Raw genomic sequence first — 15,115 nt, forward strand, 5'->3', positions numbered from 1 at the left:
GCATATCGGGGGCGTACAATCAGCCCTCTTTGCCGGAGTTCTCCATGTCTCTCGACAGCGCCACCCGCGAACGCATCCAATCCCTGCTGCATGACCACCGCGTGGTGCTGTTCATGAAAGGCACCCGCCATCAGCCGATGTGCGGCTTCTCCGCCGCCGCCACCAACACGCTCAACGAGCTGGTGCCGGACTACCACACGGTCAACGTCCTGGAAGACCCGGAAATCCGCGAAGGCATCAAGGCTTACGGCGACTGGCCGACGATTCCGCAGCTTTATGTGGGCGGCGAGCTGGTCGGCGGCGCCGACATCATTCGCCAGATGTACGCCAGCGGCGAGCTGCACCAGCTGTTCGGCGCGGCCGCCCCGGATCGCACGCCGCCCGAGATCACCATCACCGACAAGGCCGCCGAGGCCATCCGCCAGGGCACGGCAAGTGCCCAGGGCCTGGCGCTGCACCTGGAGATCGGCCCGGACCATAGCGCCGGCTTCCAGCTGGCGCCAGCCAGCGATCACGACATCGTGGTCAGCTCCAACGGCATCGACGTGCACTTCGACCCGGGCAGCGCCCAGCGCGCCAAGGGCATCGTGATCGACTGGGTGTCCACCGTGCAGGGTGAAGGCCTGAGCCTGAAATTCCCCGGCGCGCAGGAGATCGGCTCGCTTACCGTGCAGGAGCTGAAGGCCCGTCTGGCCGCCGGCGACATCACCCTGGTCGACGTGCGCCCGGCCCAAGGTCGCGCGCAAGCCGCCCCGCTGGCACAGGCCCGTGTGCTGGAGGACGAGGGTTACGAGACGCTGGCCGCCCTGCCCAAGGACACGCCGATCGCCTTTATCTGCCACCACGGTGTCTCCAGCCGCGGCGTGGCCGAGCGCTTCGCCGCCCACGGCTTCACCAAGGTCTACAACGTCGAGGGCGGCATGGACGCATGGGCCAACGAGATCGACTCGTCGGTGCCGCGCTACTGATCGCTTTCCGCTCGACATGACGATCCACGGAAACGCCCGCATTGCGGGCGTTTTTCCTTGGGTCGCGCCCCGCGCTGAACAGGAGAGATGCGCAAGATGTTGCGCCAGTCGCAGGAGCCTGTGTCCGGTCATGTCCTGCTGTTAGCATGCGCCGACATCCACGCTTGTATGCCGTATGCGAATCCTGCTTGTCGAAGATGACTCCCTCGTATCAGATGCCATTACCCGTGGCCTGGTCGCCAGCGGCTATGTGGTCGATCCGGTAGCTGACGCCGAATCGGTTTCCGGACGCCTGGCCGACACTCACTACGACCTCGCCATCGTCGACCTGGGCTTGCCCGGCGAGGACGGACTCTCGCTGGTGCGGCGCCTGCGCCGCAGCGGCAATCCGCTGCCGCTGTTGATCGTCACGGCACGCGATGGCCTGGACGACCGCATCAACGCCCTGGATCTGGGCGCCGACGACTACCTGGTCAAGCCGTTCGCCCTGCCTGAACTGGCGGCGCGTTGCCGCGCCTTGATTCGCCGCGCCACGGCCGCCGCCGCCAATGAGATTGCGATCGGCGGCCTGCGCATCGATCTGGCCGGGCGCCGCGCGCTCAACACCACCGGCGATGTACTGGAACTCACGCGACGCGAATGGTCCATCCTCGAATGCCTGGCCCATCACAGTGGCAAGGTGGTGAGCAAGGAACGGCTGACCCAGGCGATTACCGGATGGAGTGAGGACATTTCCGGCAATGCCATCGAAGTCCACGTGTCGCGCCTGCGCAGCAAGCTAGGCACTTCGGCGACCGTGCGCGGCATTCGCGGGCTGGGCTACCGCCTCGAAGATGCCTGAACGCAAACGTCCGATCAGCATTCATCAGCGCCTGCTGAGGTACATGCTGGCGCCGCTGTTGCTGTTGCTGGTGGTTGGCGTCGCCGTCGATCACAGCATGATCGTCAGCCCCATCCATAGCGCCTTCGACCGCGCGTTGTCGCGCGCCGCGCTGGCCATCGTGGCACGCATCCAGCGCACACCGGAGGGCCAACTCGGGGTGACCTCACCGGAGCGTCTACCGCTACCCAGGCCATTCGCCGGCGCAGACCCTCTACCATCAGCGCGGCCACACCCGATGCCCGGCGAGGGGTCCCGGTCACCGCTGCGTGGCATGGGTGGTGACAAGTTTTTCTATAGGGTGAGCCTTCCCGACGGTCGCACGCTGGCGGGCACGCCGGATCTGCCATTGGCGGCGCCCGATGACAAGGCGGCGGATGGCTTCAGCTACGCCGATATCAACTATCAAGGTCAGCTGTTGCGGCTTGCCAGCTACCGCACCCTGGAGGACGGCGATCCCGTCATCGTGACCGTGGCGGAGACGCCGGCACGCCGCGACCGCGCGGTCCATCGCATGGACGTCTCTTTCGGCCTCAATGACACGGTGCAGATGGCCGCCGTGCTGATCATCACCTTGATCGGCATTCGCATTGCGCTGCGCCCCCTGCAACGACTGAGCCGTCAGATCGCCAACCGTCCGGCCCAGGCGCTGACACCGCTTTCCACCGAGCAGGTTCCCAGCGAGGTGCGGCCGGTGGTTGAGTCGCTCAACACCTTGCTGGGCACGGTGCGCAATTCCGTGCTCTCGCAGCAACACTTCATGGCCAACGCTGCCCACCAGTTGCGAACACCCTTGACCGGTCTCAAGGCACAGCTGGAAGTACTGAGCCGCGAAACCGCCGGCAGTCCGCTGGAAGAGCGCATCGCCCTGCTGCAGGGTGGCGTGGACCGTCTTGCCCATACCGCCAACCAGCTGCTGACCTTGGCGCGCGCCGAACCTTCGGCGCATCGGGCCAGCCACTACACCTCGATCGAATTGCCCCACCTGATTGGTGAAGTGATCGAGAGTTCGCTGGACCGCGCCCTGGCGCACGGCATCGATCTGGGTGCCGATAGCCAGCACGCCCAGGTCACCGGCGTGTACTGGTTGTTGCACGAACTGCTGATCAATCTGATCGACAACGCCATTCGGCATACACCCGCCGGCGGCCATGTGACGGTCCGCTGTGGCGTCAATGACGGACGCGCCTTCCTTGAAGTGGATGACAGCGGAACCGGCATTCCGCCTGACGAGCGCCTCCGTGTGCGTGAGCGCTTCTATCGCGGCGCGGGCAGCACGGCCGATGGCTGCGGCCTCGGACTATCGATCGTCGACGAGGTCGCGCGGGTACATGGCGCGCAACTGAGTATCCTGGACGGCAGCACCGGCCAGGGCACCCGCATGCGCATCGATTTTCCCGCCAGTAGCTAAAACTCGGTCTGTGGCGCGTGGCACTTTGAATTTCACTCCGGCACCCCCAAAGTGAGGGCAGCCTCTACAGGAGTTCCCCGTGTCCATACCCAGTGCCGTCAAGAGCACGCCGATCGGCAACCGCCAGCAGCTGACTGATTACCTGGCTGCGGGGGAGAAACCACGCGATGCCTGGCGCATCGGCACCGAGCACGAAAAATTCGGTTTTTTGACCGACAGCCTGCGCCCGCCCACCTTCGACGGTGATCGTGGCATCCGTGTGTTGCTGGAAACCCTGGCCACGCGCTACGGCTGGGATGTGGCGCGCGAGGGGGACAATCCGGTGGCACTGTCACGCGACAAGGCCTCGATCACCTTGGAGCCCGCCGGCCAGCTGGAGCTTTCCGGCGCGCCACTGGAAACCATCCACCAGACCTGCTGCGAGGTCAATTCGCACCTGGCTGAAGTGCGATCCATTGCGGACGACCTCGGCATCGGCTTCCTCGGCATGGGCTTCCAGCCGAAGTGGCGCCGCGACGAGATGCCCTGGATGCCCAAGGGCCGCTACAAGATCATGCGCGAGTACATGCCCAAGGTCGGCAATCTCGGCCTCGACATGATGACGCGCACGTGCACCGTGCAGGTCAACCTGGACTTCTCCAGCGAAGCCGACATGGTGCGCAAGTTCCGCACCAGCCTCGCCCTGCAACCGATTGCCACCGCGCTGTTCGCGGACTCCCCGTTCACGGAAGGCCGTCCAAACGGCTATCTGTCGTATCGCTCGCACGTGTGGGAAGACACCGACCCGGATCGCACCGGCATGCTCGACTTCGTATTCGAGGACAGCTTCGGCTACGAACGCTACGTCGATTACATGCTCAACGTGCCGATGTACTTCAGCTATCAGGAAGGCCACTACGCCGATCTTTCCGGACAGGACTTCAAGCGTTTCATGGCGGGTGAACTGCCGGCCTTGCCTGGCGTGCACGCCACCATGAAGGACTGGGCCGACCATCTCACCACGGCCTTTCCGGAAGTACGCCTCAAGCAGTACCTGGAAATGCGTGGCGCCGACGGCGGTCCGTGGAATCGCCTGTGCGCCCTGCCCGCCTTGTGGGTCGGCCTGCTCTACGACGATGACGCCTTGAGTGCGGCGTGGGACCTGGTCAAGGATTTCAGCCGCGAGGAACGCCACGCCCTGCGCGATGGCGTGCCGAAGCAGGCGCTCAAGCTGCCGTTCCGCAAGCACCGCGTGCGCGAACTGGCGGCAGAAACGCTCAAGATCGCCTCGCACGGCCTCAAGCGCCGCGCCCGACTCAATAAAAGTGGGGCCGATGAGAGCATCTTCCTCGAACCGATGATCGAGATCGTCGAGGCCAACCAGACCCCGGCCGAGCGCAAGCTGGAACTGTTCAACGGTCCATGGAACGGAAGTGTCGACCCGGTGTTCCGCGAATTCGCGTATTGAGTCACCGGTTACGTCGGTGTCGCGAAGACCAGGCCCTGCCATGACGCAGGGCTTGTTCGTTTCCGGGCTGCTGCTTCCTTCCGCGTAGGGACGTCCAAAAAAAGGCCGGCAAAGCCGGCCTTTTTTTGTTTCTGGATGCGGAAGAATTACTTCTTCTTCGGCGCTTCCTTCAGACCACGGTTGATCAGCATCGGCTCGACGCTCGGATCGCGGCCGCGCCAGTCGCGGTACAGCTGGCCGAGCTCCACCGTGTTGCCCTGGGACAGGATCATGGCGCGGAAGCGGTCGCCGTTCTCGCGGGTCAGGCCTCCGTTTTCCTTGAACCACTGGAAGGCGTCGTCCGCCAGCATCTCGGTCCACAGATAGGCGTAGTAGCCGGCGGCGTAACCACCACCCCAAATGTGGTTGAAGTAGCTGGAGCGATAGCGCGGCGGCACGTAGCTGAGGTTGATCTTGGCCTTGGTCAGCGCATCCGTTTCGAACGTGTCCGGATCCTGCTTCGGTGCGTCGGCACCGAGGCTATGCCAGCTCATGTCGAGCAGGGCGGCACCGACCAGCTCGGTCATGTCGTAGCCCTTGTTGAAGGTGGACGCCTTCTTGATCTTGTCGACCAGCGCCTGCGGCATCGGCTCGTGGGTCTTATAGTTCTTGGCGAAGTTGGCGAAGATCTTCGGGTCGGTCGCCCAGTGTTCGTTGAACTGCGACGGGAATTCCACGAAGTCGCGTGCGGTCGAGGTACCCGACAGCGTCGCGTACTGCGAGTTGGCGAAGAGGCCGTGCAGGCCATGGCCGAACTCGTGGAACATGGTGATCACGTCGTCGAACGACAGCAAGGCCGGTTCGCCCGCGGCCGGCTTGGTGAAGTTGGCCACGTTGAAGATGACCGGCTTGGTGCCCAACAGCTTGGACTGCTCGACCAGGTTGCTCATCCACGCGCCGCCTTGCTTGTTGTCGCGCTTGAAGTAGTCGCAATAGAACAGCGCCATCGAGGTGCCGTCCTTGTCGAACACTTCGAACACGCGCACATCCGGCTGCCATACCGGGATGTCCTTGCGCTCCTTGAAGGTCAGGCCGTACAGCTGGTTGGCGGCGAAGAACACGCCGTTCTGCAGCACGTTGTCCAGCTCGAAATAAGGCTTGATCTGCGATTCGTCGAGATCGTACTTGGCCTTGCGCACCTGCTCGGCGTAGTGGTTCCAGTCCCATGCCTCGACCTTGAAGCCACCCTTCTGCTGGTCGATCACGGCCTGGATGTCCTTGGCCTCGGTTTCAGCGCGGGCAGTGGCGGCCGGCACCAGGTTGCCCATGAACTTCAGCGCCGCCTCGGGCGTCTTGGCCATCTGGTCTTCAAGCTTCCATGCGGCGTAGTTCGGGAAGCCGAGCAGCTTGGCCTGTTCGGCGCGGAGCTGCGCGATGCGCGACAGCAGCTGGCGCGTGTCGTTGGCGTCGCCCTTCTCGGCACGGTTCCACGAGGCCTTGAACAGCGCTTCGCGGGTGTCGCGATTATTGAGGTTCTGCAGCGCCGGCTGCTGGGTGGTGTTTTGCAGCGGGATCACCCACTTGCCATCGAGCTTGCGGCCCTGGGCCGCCTGGGCTGCATTGGCCAGATCGCTGTCGGACAGGCCATCGAGCTTGGCCTTGTCGTCGACCACCAGGGCGCCTTCCTTGGTGGCCGCCAGCAGCTTGTTGATGAACTGGACGCTGAGGGTCGACTCTTCCTTGTTGAGGTCCTTCAGCTTGGCCTTGTCGGCCTCCGACAACTTGGCGCCGCCGTGCACGAAGTTCTTGTAGACCACTTCGACGAGGCGCTTGGATTCCGGATCGAGCTTCAGCGTGTCGCGATCGTTGTAGACCGTCTCGATGCGCTTGAACAATTTGTCGTTCAGGACGATGGCGTCCTGGTGCGCGGCAAACTTCGGCGCTTCCTCTTCCTGCACCTTCTGCAAGGTGGGATTGGTGTTGGCGCTGCTGACCGCGTCGAACGCATGCATCGCGCGCTTCAACAGGGCGCCGGATTTCTCCATCGCCACATAGGTGTTCTCGAAGGTCGGCGGCTCCGGGTTGTCGGCGATCTTGGCGATCTCGACCAGGTGCTGCTTCATGCCTTCCTCGAAGGCCGGCTGGTAGTCGCCATCCTTGATCTGGTCGAACGGCGGCGCCTGGAAAGGCAGCGTGCTCGGGGCAAAGAACGGATTGGTGGCGCTGACCTCCGCGCCCGGCGCGGCAGTGCTGGCAGCCGTGGCCGGGGCCGTGCTGGCCGGAGCGGGCTGTGCGGCCGACTTGGCCGGCTCGTTCGACTGCTGCGAGCAGGCGCCGAGCGCAATGGATGTGGCTATCACGAGTGTGCGAAGACGGAGCATCGGGGGTCCCCAAGTGGTGCGCCCTGGGCGTCGGACGCGGTGAACGACAAACTTTGACTCTAACCACACCCAGCCCCGACTTCCAAGGGCAGGAAGTCAGGTCAGGCGGCGCGCATGTCACGTAGCTGCCAATTCGACCCAATCAGCAAGTTCAAGCGATGTCGAACGATGCTCATCGGAAGATCCGTCACCAGATCCACGTCGATGCGCAGATCACTCACACGGGCGCTCACCTGCGCAGCAGGATCGGTGGCGGCGAGCGCCGGATCGACCTCGTCCGGGTCATCCTGCAGGGCTCGCCAGCGCTCGAACAGGGCGGGTGTGCGCACCGCCTCGCGCAACGCAGCGGCAAAGTCGTCGGGCCCGGCGCCGTCGTAGCTCAGCGCTGGCACAGGGCCGCGCGCATGCGCCAGATCAGCGATCGAAAGGTAGTAGTGATTGCGTATCGTCATGACGACGGACTCCTGGGTGACCTCCCGAGCATCGAAACATGCGCGGTGTGAAGTTCATTCCAAGATCAGCGTGAGATCGAGCTTGGATGCCGCCGCCTGTGGCGTCGCAGCATGCGGCAAGACGCCGAGGCACGGGGCCGGCAATAATTGGCGCAGCGTGGCGATGTTTTCGTCCACGGCGGCCATGTCGGGGTCGATGCGATTGCCGATCCAACCCACCAGCCGGCAACCGTCCGTGGCAATGGCGCGGGCGCTGAGCAGGGCGTGATTGAGGCAGCCCAGCCGCAACCCGACCACCAGGATCACCGGCAGCTGCCATTGCCGTGCGATGTCCGACGCCATCAAGCCACGCGACAGCGGCACCAGCCAGCCGCCGACGCCCTCCACCAGGACGACATCGTGAACCGCGCGCAGCCGCTCGAAGGCGTCGTGCAGCGGCGCGAGGCCAATTTCCACGCCCGCATGCGCCGCCGCCAGATGGGGTGATAAGGGTTCGCGCAGTGCCAGGGGATTCACCCATTCGTAAGGCATAAGCGCGCTGCTGGCGGCTTGCAGCGCCAGCGCATCGTCGTTGCGCAGACCTTCGGCTGTATCGAAGCAGCCGCTGGCCACCGGCTTCATGCCGCAGGCGGTGAGGTCTCTCGCACGCAAGGCGTACAGCAAAGCACACGTCGCATGCGTCTTGCCCACGCCGGTATCGGTACCCGCGATAAAGAACGTCGACATGCTCACACCACCTTGTTTGGTGTCGAGAAAACGGTATCGATCCGGCCAGCACCCAGGCAGATGGCGCCGGCCAAACCACGCCGGCGCATAATACGGGCTTTATCGCCAAGGCCGATGCCCATGTACGAAGTGAAGACGCAGGCCTATGCCAGCAAGCGAGAGCACTACGAGGATCTGTGCAGCCAGGCGCGCGGTCTGCTCGAGGGCGAGCCCGATACGATCGCCAATGCCGCGAACTTTGCCGCCCTGGTCTACCACAGCGTGTCCGAGCTGAACTGGAGCGGGTTCTACCTCTACGACGGTACCGAGCTGGTGGTCGGCCCGTTCCAGGGCAAGCCGGCATGCATCCGCATTGCGCTCGGGCGCGGCGTTTGTGGCACGGCGGCGCAGACTCTCACGACGCAGGTGGTGCGCGACGTCAATGAATTCGACGGCCATATCGCCTGCGATGCCGCTTCGCAGTCTGAAATCGTCGTGCCGCTGGTCCGCGCGGACGGCAGCCTGTTCGGTGTGTGGGATGTGGACAGCCCGATGGTCGCGCGCTTCGATGATGAAGACCGCGCCGGGATGGAGGCGCTGTGCAAGGTGTTTATGGAAAGCGTCGACCGCCAAGGGTAAAGAGGGCCGTCATCCCAGCGGCTCTCAACAGCCGAAGGGCTGGTCAAGCTGGGATGACGAGCAGCACTTTCCCAGGCCATTCGGGCTCTTGGCACTACTCGCGCGGCGTATTGAGCAAACTCATCACCGTCGCACGCGCCTCATCCACACCGGTCGGGGCCGACGATGAAAACACCTGCGCGGTCGCCTGCGTGCCGGAGGCGGCCAGCTCCTTGCGCAAGCTCGCCAGCGCCTGTGTCGCCGGCCCCCGCGAAAGCTTGTCGGACTTGGTCAGCAACACATGGCAGGGCAAATGGGTGGCGAAGCAGAACTCCAGCATCATCCGGTCGAATTCCTTGAGCGGATGGCGGATGTCGGCAATCAGCACGATGCCGCGCAGGCTACGCCGCTGGTGCAGATAGGCGTCGATCTCCCGTTTCCAGTGGTCGCGCAGCTCGGGCGGCACTTTCGCGTAGCCATAGCCAGGCAGGTCGATCAGCCGCACCTGCAGCGGTGGCTGTCCTTCGCCTTGCACCAGCGGTGGCAGCGAGAACGCCACCATCTGCTGGGTGCGACCCGGCGTCTTGGACGTGCGGGCCAGCCCGCGGTGACCCGTCAGCGCATTCAAGGCACTGGACTTGCCAGCATTGGAGCGGCCAGCAAAGGCCACCTCGCCGCCGTGGTCGGCGGGGAGCTGAGAGATTTGGTGAGCGGCCAGGACGAACTGGGCACCCTGTAGAGGATTCGACATAGACAATGGTTTGACCGGCTAAGATGGCACGGAGATAATTCCGAGGTTTCTGCCAGTTGCGGGCGTGCGGTGTGCGCGTACCGTGCAGCCCTAGCAGTTTTTCTGGAGACAAGTGTATGAGTTTTCGGCCCGCCGGTTATCGGCCCGCTATTGTTGGATATGCCGTAGCCCTCGCCTTCACGCTGTCATCCAGCGTGGTTTTCGCCCAGGAAGCCAAAGCTCCGGCCGCCGCTGCCACGGTCGCCCAGCCCGCCGCAGCCGCCGCGCCAGCGGCTGAAGCCACCGCCACCCTCAAGCCCGGGGACGCCACTGCCGGGGCCGCCAAGGCCGCCGTATGTGGTGCCTGCCATGGCATGGATGGCAACTCCAGCGACCCGCAGTACCCGAAACTCGCCGGCCAGCACGCGTCGTACATTGCTCGCCAGCTCACCAACTTCAAGGGCGGCGCGCGCCAGAACCCGATCATGCTCGGCTTCGCCAGCTCGTTATCTGAGCAGGACATGCGTGACGTCGGCGCCTTCTTCGCCACCAAGAGTTCGCTGCCGGGCGTCGCCGACCAGGCCCTGGTCGAGCAGGGCCAGAAGCTCTACCGCGAAGGTGACGTCGCCCGCGGCATCCCGGCCTGCATGGCCTGCCACAGCATCGACGGCCGCGGCAACCCGGGCGCCATGTACCCGCAGCTCACCAGCCAGCATGCGCAATACATCGAGGCAACGCTGAAGGCCTGGCACGACGGCACCAGCTGGGGCGATGACGCCCACGCCCAGATCATGCCCGGCATCGCCAAGAAGCTGGACGCCAAGGACATCGCCGCCCTGGCTAGTTATGTCGAAGGCCTCCACGCCGCCGAAGGCACCAGCGCTTCGGGCGCCGCCGCCGCGAAGTGATGACTGACACGCCGGCCCCTGGCCGGCGTGTTCGTTCCGAGCCACTGAACTGTTCGTTTTGTACCGAGGACAACCATGCTGAAGCGTCTGTCGTTCCTATGTATCGCCCTGCTTGCACTCGCCGCCTGCAGCAATAACAACGACAACGCCGGCTCGGCGTCGCAGCCGGCTGCTGCTGCCACGGCGCCTGCCGCACAGCCGCCGGCCGCCTCGACCGCCGCCGCGCCAGCCACCACCGGCTCGGCTGCACCTGCCGCCGCCAGTACCACCGCCCAGGCGCCAGCGCCGGCACCGACGGCTCCTGCCGCCGCCCCGTTCGTCGACAACGGCAAGTGGGTGGAAGGCAAGAACTACACGCGCATCGAGCCGGCCCAGCCCAAGCTCACCACCACCGACAAGGTCGAAGTGGTCGAGGTGTTCTCCTACGGCTGCCCCGCCTGCAACCAGTTCCACCCGACCATGAACAAGCTGGCGGCAGAGCTGCCCGCCGATGCCGTCATGGCCTACCTGCCGGCTTCGTTCATGCCGCAGGAGAACTGGCCGATGCTGCAGCGCGCCTTCCTCACCGCGCAGGCGCTGGGCGTGGCCGACAAGGCCAACGACGCCATGTACGACGCCGTGTGGAAGACCAGCGAGCTGAGCGCCATGGCCCCGAGCGGCCGTGGCCTCAAGCCGGCATCGGCCCTGCCCACCCTCGATGACGCTGCGAAGGTCTACGCCAAGTTCGGCGCCGACCCGAAGGAGTTCATGGCGGTGGCCAACTCGTTCACCATCAACACCAAGGTCAAGCGCTCTGACGAGCTGGTGAAGGCGTATGGCGTGGAAGGCACGCCGACCATCATTGTCGATGGCAAGTACCGCCTCGACCGCGGCACCGCCGGTGGCGATGAGCAGGTGATTGAACTGGTGAAATGGTTGGTGTCCAAGGAAGTGGCAGGCAAGTAAGCCGACTCCCGAGAGACACCCCCATCGCCCCTAGCCAAGAGAGAGCTCCATGTTCAAGCGTTTTGCCCGTCTGCGCGCCGTCAGCCTGCTCGCCGGCCTGTTGCTCGCCAGTGCCTGCACCGCGACCGGCTCAGGTGACACGGCCCCGTATACCGACGGCAGTGAGTACGTCACCCTGGCCGCCCCTGCCCACCGCTATAACAACGACGGCAAGGTGGAAGTGGTCGAGGTGTTCTCCTACGGCTGTGTCCATTGCGCCCATTTCGCCCCGCTCGCCGATCAGATGCGCAAGCAGCTGCCGCCGGGCGTGGTGTTCAAGCTGATGCCCGCCGCCTTCAACGACGAGTGGTTGCCTTACGCCCGCGCGTTCTACGCCGCCAAGAAGCTGGGCGTGCTGGATCAGACTCACCTGGCGCTGTTCCAGGCCAAGTTCGGCGATCACTACCCGATCTCCACCCTGGACGAGCTGGCGGACTTCTACGCCAGCCACGGCGTGAAGCGCGAGGAATTCATGCGCATCGCCAGCTCCGACGAGGTCACGGCGCAGATCCGCAAGGATGCCCAGCTGGTCCAGCAATGGCAGGTGGACGGCACGCCGACCATTGTGGTCAACGGCAAGTACCGCACCGCCAACATCCACAGCCTGGATGAGCTGTCGGCGCTGACCCAGTGGCTCGCCAAGCGTGAGCTCGCCGGCAAGTAAGTCCGGAGGGGGCGGCCCGTAGGGGCTTGCCCCCTGTTCACAACCAAACGGGCATGATTGCGCGCCTGACAACGCCACGATGGTGGCTGTCACCCCTCTGCGACCACCCTGTCCCGATGAATCGCGCCCCATCCACTCCCCCAGCAGTCCCGGAGCGCCGCCTGCGGCTGCTGAGCTGCAACATCCTGGCCGGCGCCAGCGTGCAGCGCTACAGCGAATACGTCACGCGCAGCATCACCGCCGTACTGCCCGGACGCAGCAAGCTGGAAAATCTCGATCGGCTGGCCGAGGTGCTACCCCAGTTCGACGTGATCGGCCTGCAGGAGGCCGACGCCGGCAGCTTGCGCTCAGGCTTCCTCAACCAGACGCGCTACCTGGCCGAGGCCGCCGGGATGCCGTTCTGGAGCCATCAGCCGAACCGGCCGATGGCCCGCCTGGCGCATTCGGCCAATGGCCTGATCAGCCGGTTGGAACCCACCAGCGTGCTGGACTATCCGTTGCCCAGCCGCATTCCCGGCCGCGGCGCGCTGTTGGCCCGGTTTGGTGAAGGCCCGGATGCGCTGGCGGTGATGATCGCCCACCTCTCGTTGAGCGCACCGGCCCGCGCCAAGCAACTCGCCTTTATCGCCGAGGTGCTGCAGGACTATCCGCACGCCGTGTTGATGGGCGACCTCAATACCGACGTGCGCAGTGCCGAGATGAAGCACCTGTTCGCCAAGTGTGGCCTGGTGCACCCGCCGCAACCACCGGCCACGTTCCCCAGCTGGAAACCAAGCCGGGCACTGGACCATATCCTTACCTCCGAGGCGATCCAGCTCGACAAGGTCTGGGTGCTGCCGCAAGCGTTTTCCGATCATCTCCCACTGGCGGCCGAAATCCGCTTACCCGCCCACGTCGCCCCACGCACCCACAGACTCCGCCGATGAAGCGAACACTAAGCCTCGTATTGCCCTGGTTGCTGGTGCTGGTCATCGGCGGCATCGCCGCCGTGTTGCGCTATGGGCTGATCGAATCCACCCATGTCGCGCGCCTGTGCGAAACCAGCCAGGAGCTCATCTGCGCGGTGCGGCACTGGAGCGTGATGGGCTTCATTACCGGCAATATCTTGAACTGGCCGATTGGCATCTACGGCTGGGTGGCCCTGGCCGCGGCCGCGCTTGCGCTGGTGTGGAACCGCCCCATCGCCGCCTGGCTCGCTGCCGCGACCGGCTTGTTCGCGCTGGTGCTCTACTGCTTCGTGCCCGGCGCGCTGGCTCTCTTGATCGGCAGCCTACGCCTGGTGCGCCTGCAATCGACTACTGCGGCGCCACTCGATCCATACCGCAGCGGCGAACGCCAGGTTCAAGCCCAGCCATAGCCAGGTGGCGGGATTGAGCCCGACCTCCTGCGCCACCACACCCGCCGCCAGCAGCGGCAATGCACAGGACAGCAAGCGCTCTTCCACCGTCGGCACGATGGCGTTGCGTCCGGCCTCGAGCAGCGCGGCCAACAGATAGCCCAGCGCCGGTGGCCAGAACAGGCCCAGCGGGAAGTCGCGGTAGCGGCCGTCGAATACCAGCAGCAGGCCGTAGAAGGTGAGCCCGAACATCCAGGCGAAGCGCAGCCGGCGCTTTGGTGCCGTCGTTGGCATCTCGCCCGCCAGCCGCGTAGCGACCCAGCGCGCCAGCCCGATCGCCGTAGCGAACGCGAGCACGCACATCGACAGGGAAAACACCCAGTCCAACGAGTTGCGCGCGGCAAACCAGATCTGGCGGAACTGCCAGGCCATCGCGGTGCCGCTGGCAAACCCGGCGAGAGCCAGCGCCAGCCAACCCTTGGCGCCTTGCCAGTGACGACGCCACGGCGCGGCCAGCAGAAATAGCACCAGGCCCGCAGCGCCGGCCGCCAGGCCCAGGTGCCAGCGAGGCTCTTCAACCACCGGGCCCTGCATCGAAAATTTGGGGCGCGCCTGGTCGTCGAAGATGCCCCAGTAGCCGCCGACCGTGCCTTCCTGCTCGCGTTTCCACGGCTGGTCGAACGCCTCGATGACGTTGTAAGGCATGTCGACGGTGCCGGCGTAACGGAGGAACTCGCGCATGTAACGCGCCTCATTGACCAGACTGGCGGCGGCGCCGTGACGCTGCTTGCCCTGACTGGGCCAGCCCGTCTCGCCGATCATGACGGAGCGGCCCGGGAAACGGTTCTTCACCTTGGCGTAGACCTCGGCCACATGCGCCAGCGCGTCCTTGGGCTCAACCGGCTGGTCTTCCCAATACGGCAGGATGTGGATGGTGATGTAGTCCACCGCATCGGCCATCTCCGGATAGCGCAGCCAGAACTCCCACACATCGGCATAGGTCACCGGTACATGGGTGTCATGCGTGCCCGCGCGCACCCGATTCACATAGGCCGCCAGCGCCTTCGACGACAGCTCGCCACGCAGCAGCACCTCGTTGCCAACAATCACGCCGCGCAACACACCGGGGTGCGCCGTCGCGGTGGCGATGCCCATGCTTACTTCACGCTCGTTCGATGCCAGGTCGCGGCCCAGCCAGATGCCCATCAGCACCTTCATGCCATAGCGCTCGGCGATCTCCGGCACGGCGTTGAGGCCAAAGGCCTGCGAATACGTGCGCACGCAATCGAAACGCTGCGACAACGCACGCAGGTCGGCATCGATCTGTGCGGGACTGACGTAGGCGTGGAGATCGAGCGGCGTCTCGCCCGCCCTGCGGAACGGTGCATACGATACGCAGGCGATGCGCGACGTGGGCGCATCAGGCAAGGGCACGGGCCGGCCGATCATCCACCACCAAAGTGCACCGGACAGCGCGGCGACGACGAGGACCAACCACGCAAGCGGTGCTACGCGGGACGACGGCGAGGGCGATGACGACATGCGCTTCCTGTGGATGGACCCCTCGTGGGCGCAGCATTCTAACAGGCCGCTCCCGCCGCCATGCTCGTTGCCGGCTTGGACCGCCAAGGCCTGTGAGCCCGTTCCCGTTT

Annotated in this window: 15 protein-coding genes; 10 read left to right on the forward strand and 5 right to left on the reverse strand. The window is 65.0% G+C overall.

What is annotated here, in order from left to right; genetic code table 11:
* Positions 1-44 precede the first annotated feature (44 nt).
* From grxD to ACT01B_RS19065, 4 genes are all read left to right on the forward strand, one after another.
* Positions 45-968 (forward strand): Grx4 family monothiol glutaredoxin, encoded by a 924-nt coding sequence (grxD, locus tag ACT01B_RS19050; protein WP_445144775.1) that lies wholly within the window; start codon positions 45-47, stop codon positions 966-968.
* A gap of 175 nt (positions 969-1,143) precedes the next feature.
* A complete protein-coding gene (locus ACT01B_RS19055; protein WP_445144776.1) occupies positions 1,144-1,809 on the forward strand; it encodes a response regulator in 666 nt (221 codons plus the stop codon).
* A complete protein-coding gene (locus ACT01B_RS19060) occupies positions 1,802-3,259 on the forward strand; it encodes a sensor histidine kinase (protein WP_445144777.1) in 1,458 nt (485 codons plus the stop codon). The genes ACT01B_RS19055 and ACT01B_RS19060 overlap by 8 nt, the downstream gene beginning before the upstream one ends.
* A gap of 79 nt (positions 3,260-3,338) precedes the next feature.
* A complete protein-coding gene (locus ACT01B_RS19065) occupies positions 3,339-4,706 on the forward strand; it encodes a glutamate--cysteine ligase (RefSeq protein ID WP_445144778.1) in 1,368 nt (455 codons plus the stop codon).
* A gap of 146 nt (positions 4,707-4,852) precedes the next feature.
* Here the strand turns inward: ACT01B_RS19065 and dcp are convergent, their stop codons facing one another.
* The 3 genes from dcp to bioD all read right to left on the reverse strand — a co-directional run bounded on the left by dcp (position 4,853) and on the right by bioD (position 8,244).
* Positions 4,853-7,066 carry a peptidyl-dipeptidase Dcp gene (dcp, locus tag ACT01B_RS19070; RefSeq protein WP_445144779.1) on the reverse strand — a complete coding sequence of 738 codons (2,214 nt, stop codon included), beginning with the start codon at positions 7,064-7,066 and terminating at the stop codon, positions 4,853-4,855.
* Between the two features lie 101 nt (positions 7,067-7,167).
* Positions 7,168-7,518: a hypothetical protein gene (locus ACT01B_RS19075; protein ID WP_445144780.1), complete on the reverse strand. Its 351-nt coding sequence runs from the start codon at positions 7,516-7,518 to the stop codon at positions 7,168-7,170.
* A gap of 54 nt (positions 7,519-7,572) precedes the next feature.
* Positions 7,573-8,244, reverse strand: a complete 672-nt coding sequence (gene bioD / locus ACT01B_RS19080) for a dethiobiotin synthase (RefSeq protein ID WP_445144781.1) — start codon at positions 8,242-8,244, stop codon at positions 7,573-7,575.
* Between the two features lie 120 nt (positions 8,245-8,364).
* Between bioD and ACT01B_RS19085 the strand changes: the two genes are divergently transcribed.
* Positions 8,365-8,862, forward strand: coding sequence for a GAF domain-containing protein (locus ACT01B_RS19085; RefSeq protein ID WP_445144782.1), 498 nt, complete (start codon positions 8,365-8,367; stop codon positions 8,860-8,862).
* A gap of 94 nt (positions 8,863-8,956) precedes the next feature.
* Here the strand turns inward: ACT01B_RS19085 and yihA are convergent, their stop codons facing one another.
* The gene (gene yihA / locus ACT01B_RS19090; protein ID WP_445144783.1) at positions 8,957-9,592 is read right to left on the reverse strand and encodes a ribosome biogenesis GTP-binding protein YihA/YsxC; all 636 of its coding nucleotides are present in this window, start codon (positions 9,590-9,592) and stop codon (positions 8,957-8,959) included.
* Between the two features lie 116 nt (positions 9,593-9,708).
* Here yihA and ACT01B_RS19095 point away from each other — a divergent pair, with 116 nt between their 5' ends.
* From ACT01B_RS19095 to ACT01B_RS19115, 5 genes are all read left to right on the forward strand, one after another.
* A complete protein-coding gene (locus tag ACT01B_RS19095) occupies positions 9,709-10,479 on the forward strand; it encodes a c-type cytochrome (RefSeq protein WP_445144784.1) in 771 nt (256 codons plus the stop codon).
* Positions 10,480-10,554: 75 nt separating this feature from the next.
* A complete protein-coding gene (locus ACT01B_RS19100) occupies positions 10,555-11,424 on the forward strand; it encodes a thiol:disulfide interchange protein DsbA/DsbL (protein ID WP_445144785.1) in 870 nt (289 codons plus the stop codon).
* A gap of 49 nt (positions 11,425-11,473) precedes the next feature.
* A complete protein-coding gene (locus ACT01B_RS19105) occupies positions 11,474-12,127 on the forward strand; it encodes a thiol:disulfide interchange protein DsbA/DsbL (protein ID WP_445144786.1) in 654 nt (217 codons plus the stop codon).
* Positions 12,128-12,243: 116 nt separating this feature from the next.
* The gene (locus ACT01B_RS19110) at positions 12,244-13,053 is read left to right on the forward strand and encodes an endonuclease/exonuclease/phosphatase family protein (protein WP_445144787.1); all 810 of its coding nucleotides are present in this window, start codon (positions 12,244-12,246) and stop codon (positions 13,051-13,053) included.
* Entirely contained in the window at positions 13,050-13,484 is a 435-nt protein-coding gene (locus ACT01B_RS19115; RefSeq protein WP_445144788.1) for a hypothetical protein, read from the forward strand. Before ACT01B_RS19110 ends, ACT01B_RS19115 begins: the two co-directional genes overlap by 4 nt.
* Here the strand turns inward: ACT01B_RS19115 and ACT01B_RS19120 are convergent.
* Positions 13,398-15,005 (reverse strand): glycoside hydrolase family 17 protein, encoded by a 1,608-nt coding sequence (locus ACT01B_RS19120; protein ID WP_445144789.1) that lies wholly within the window; start codon positions 15,003-15,005, stop codon positions 13,398-13,400. The genes ACT01B_RS19115 and ACT01B_RS19120 overlap by 87 nt on opposite strands.
* Positions 15,006-15,115 lie beyond the last annotated feature (110 nt).

This window comes from Dyella sp. Tek66A03 (assembly GCF_052567735.1).

Coding starts and splice junctions, on each gene's coding strand:
- ACT01B_RS19055 (WP_445144776.1), top strand. CDS start 1,144: ATGCGAATCCTGCTTGTCGAAGATGACTCCCTCGTATCAGATGCCATT.
- dcp (WP_445144779.1), bottom strand. CDS start 7,066: ATGCTCCGTCTTCGCACACTCGTGATAGCCACATCCATTGCGCTCGGC.
- ACT01B_RS19110 (WP_445144787.1), top strand. CDS start 12,244: ATGAATCGCGCCCCATCCACTCCCCCAGCAGTCCCGGAGCGCCGCCTG.
- ACT01B_RS19085 (WP_445144782.1), top strand. CDS start 8,365: ATGTACGAAGTGAAGACGCAGGCCTATGCCAGCAAGCGAGAGCACTAC.
- ACT01B_RS19120 (WP_445144789.1), bottom strand. CDS start 15,005: ATGTCGTCATCGCCCTCGCCGTCGTCCCGCGTAGCACCGCTTGCGTGG.
- bioD (WP_445144781.1), bottom strand. CDS start 8,244: ATGTCGACGTTCTTTATCGCGGGTACCGATACCGGCGTGGGCAAGACG.
- ACT01B_RS19060 (WP_445144777.1), top strand. CDS start 1,802: ATGCCTGAACGCAAACGTCCGATCAGCATTCATCAGCGCCTGCTGAGG.
- ACT01B_RS19075 (WP_445144780.1), bottom strand. CDS start 7,518: ATGACGATACGCAATCACTACTACCTTTCGATCGCTGATCTGGCGCAT.
- yihA (WP_445144783.1), bottom strand. CDS start 9,592: ATGTCGAATCCTCTACAGGGTGCCCAGTTCGTCCTGGCCGCTCACCAA.
- ACT01B_RS19100 (WP_445144785.1), top strand. CDS start 10,555: ATGCTGAAGCGTCTGTCGTTCCTATGTATCGCCCTGCTTGCACTCGCC.
- ACT01B_RS19105 (WP_445144786.1), top strand. CDS start 11,474: ATGTTCAAGCGTTTTGCCCGTCTGCGCGCCGTCAGCCTGCTCGCCGGC.
- grxD (WP_445144775.1), top strand. CDS start 45: ATGTCTCTCGACAGCGCCACCCGCGAACGCATCCAATCCCTGCTGCAT.
- ACT01B_RS19095 (WP_445144784.1), top strand. CDS start 9,709: ATGAGTTTTCGGCCCGCCGGTTATCGGCCCGCTATTGTTGGATATGCC.
- ACT01B_RS19115 (WP_445144788.1), top strand. CDS start 13,050: ATGAAGCGAACACTAAGCCTCGTATTGCCCTGGTTGCTGGTGCTGGTC.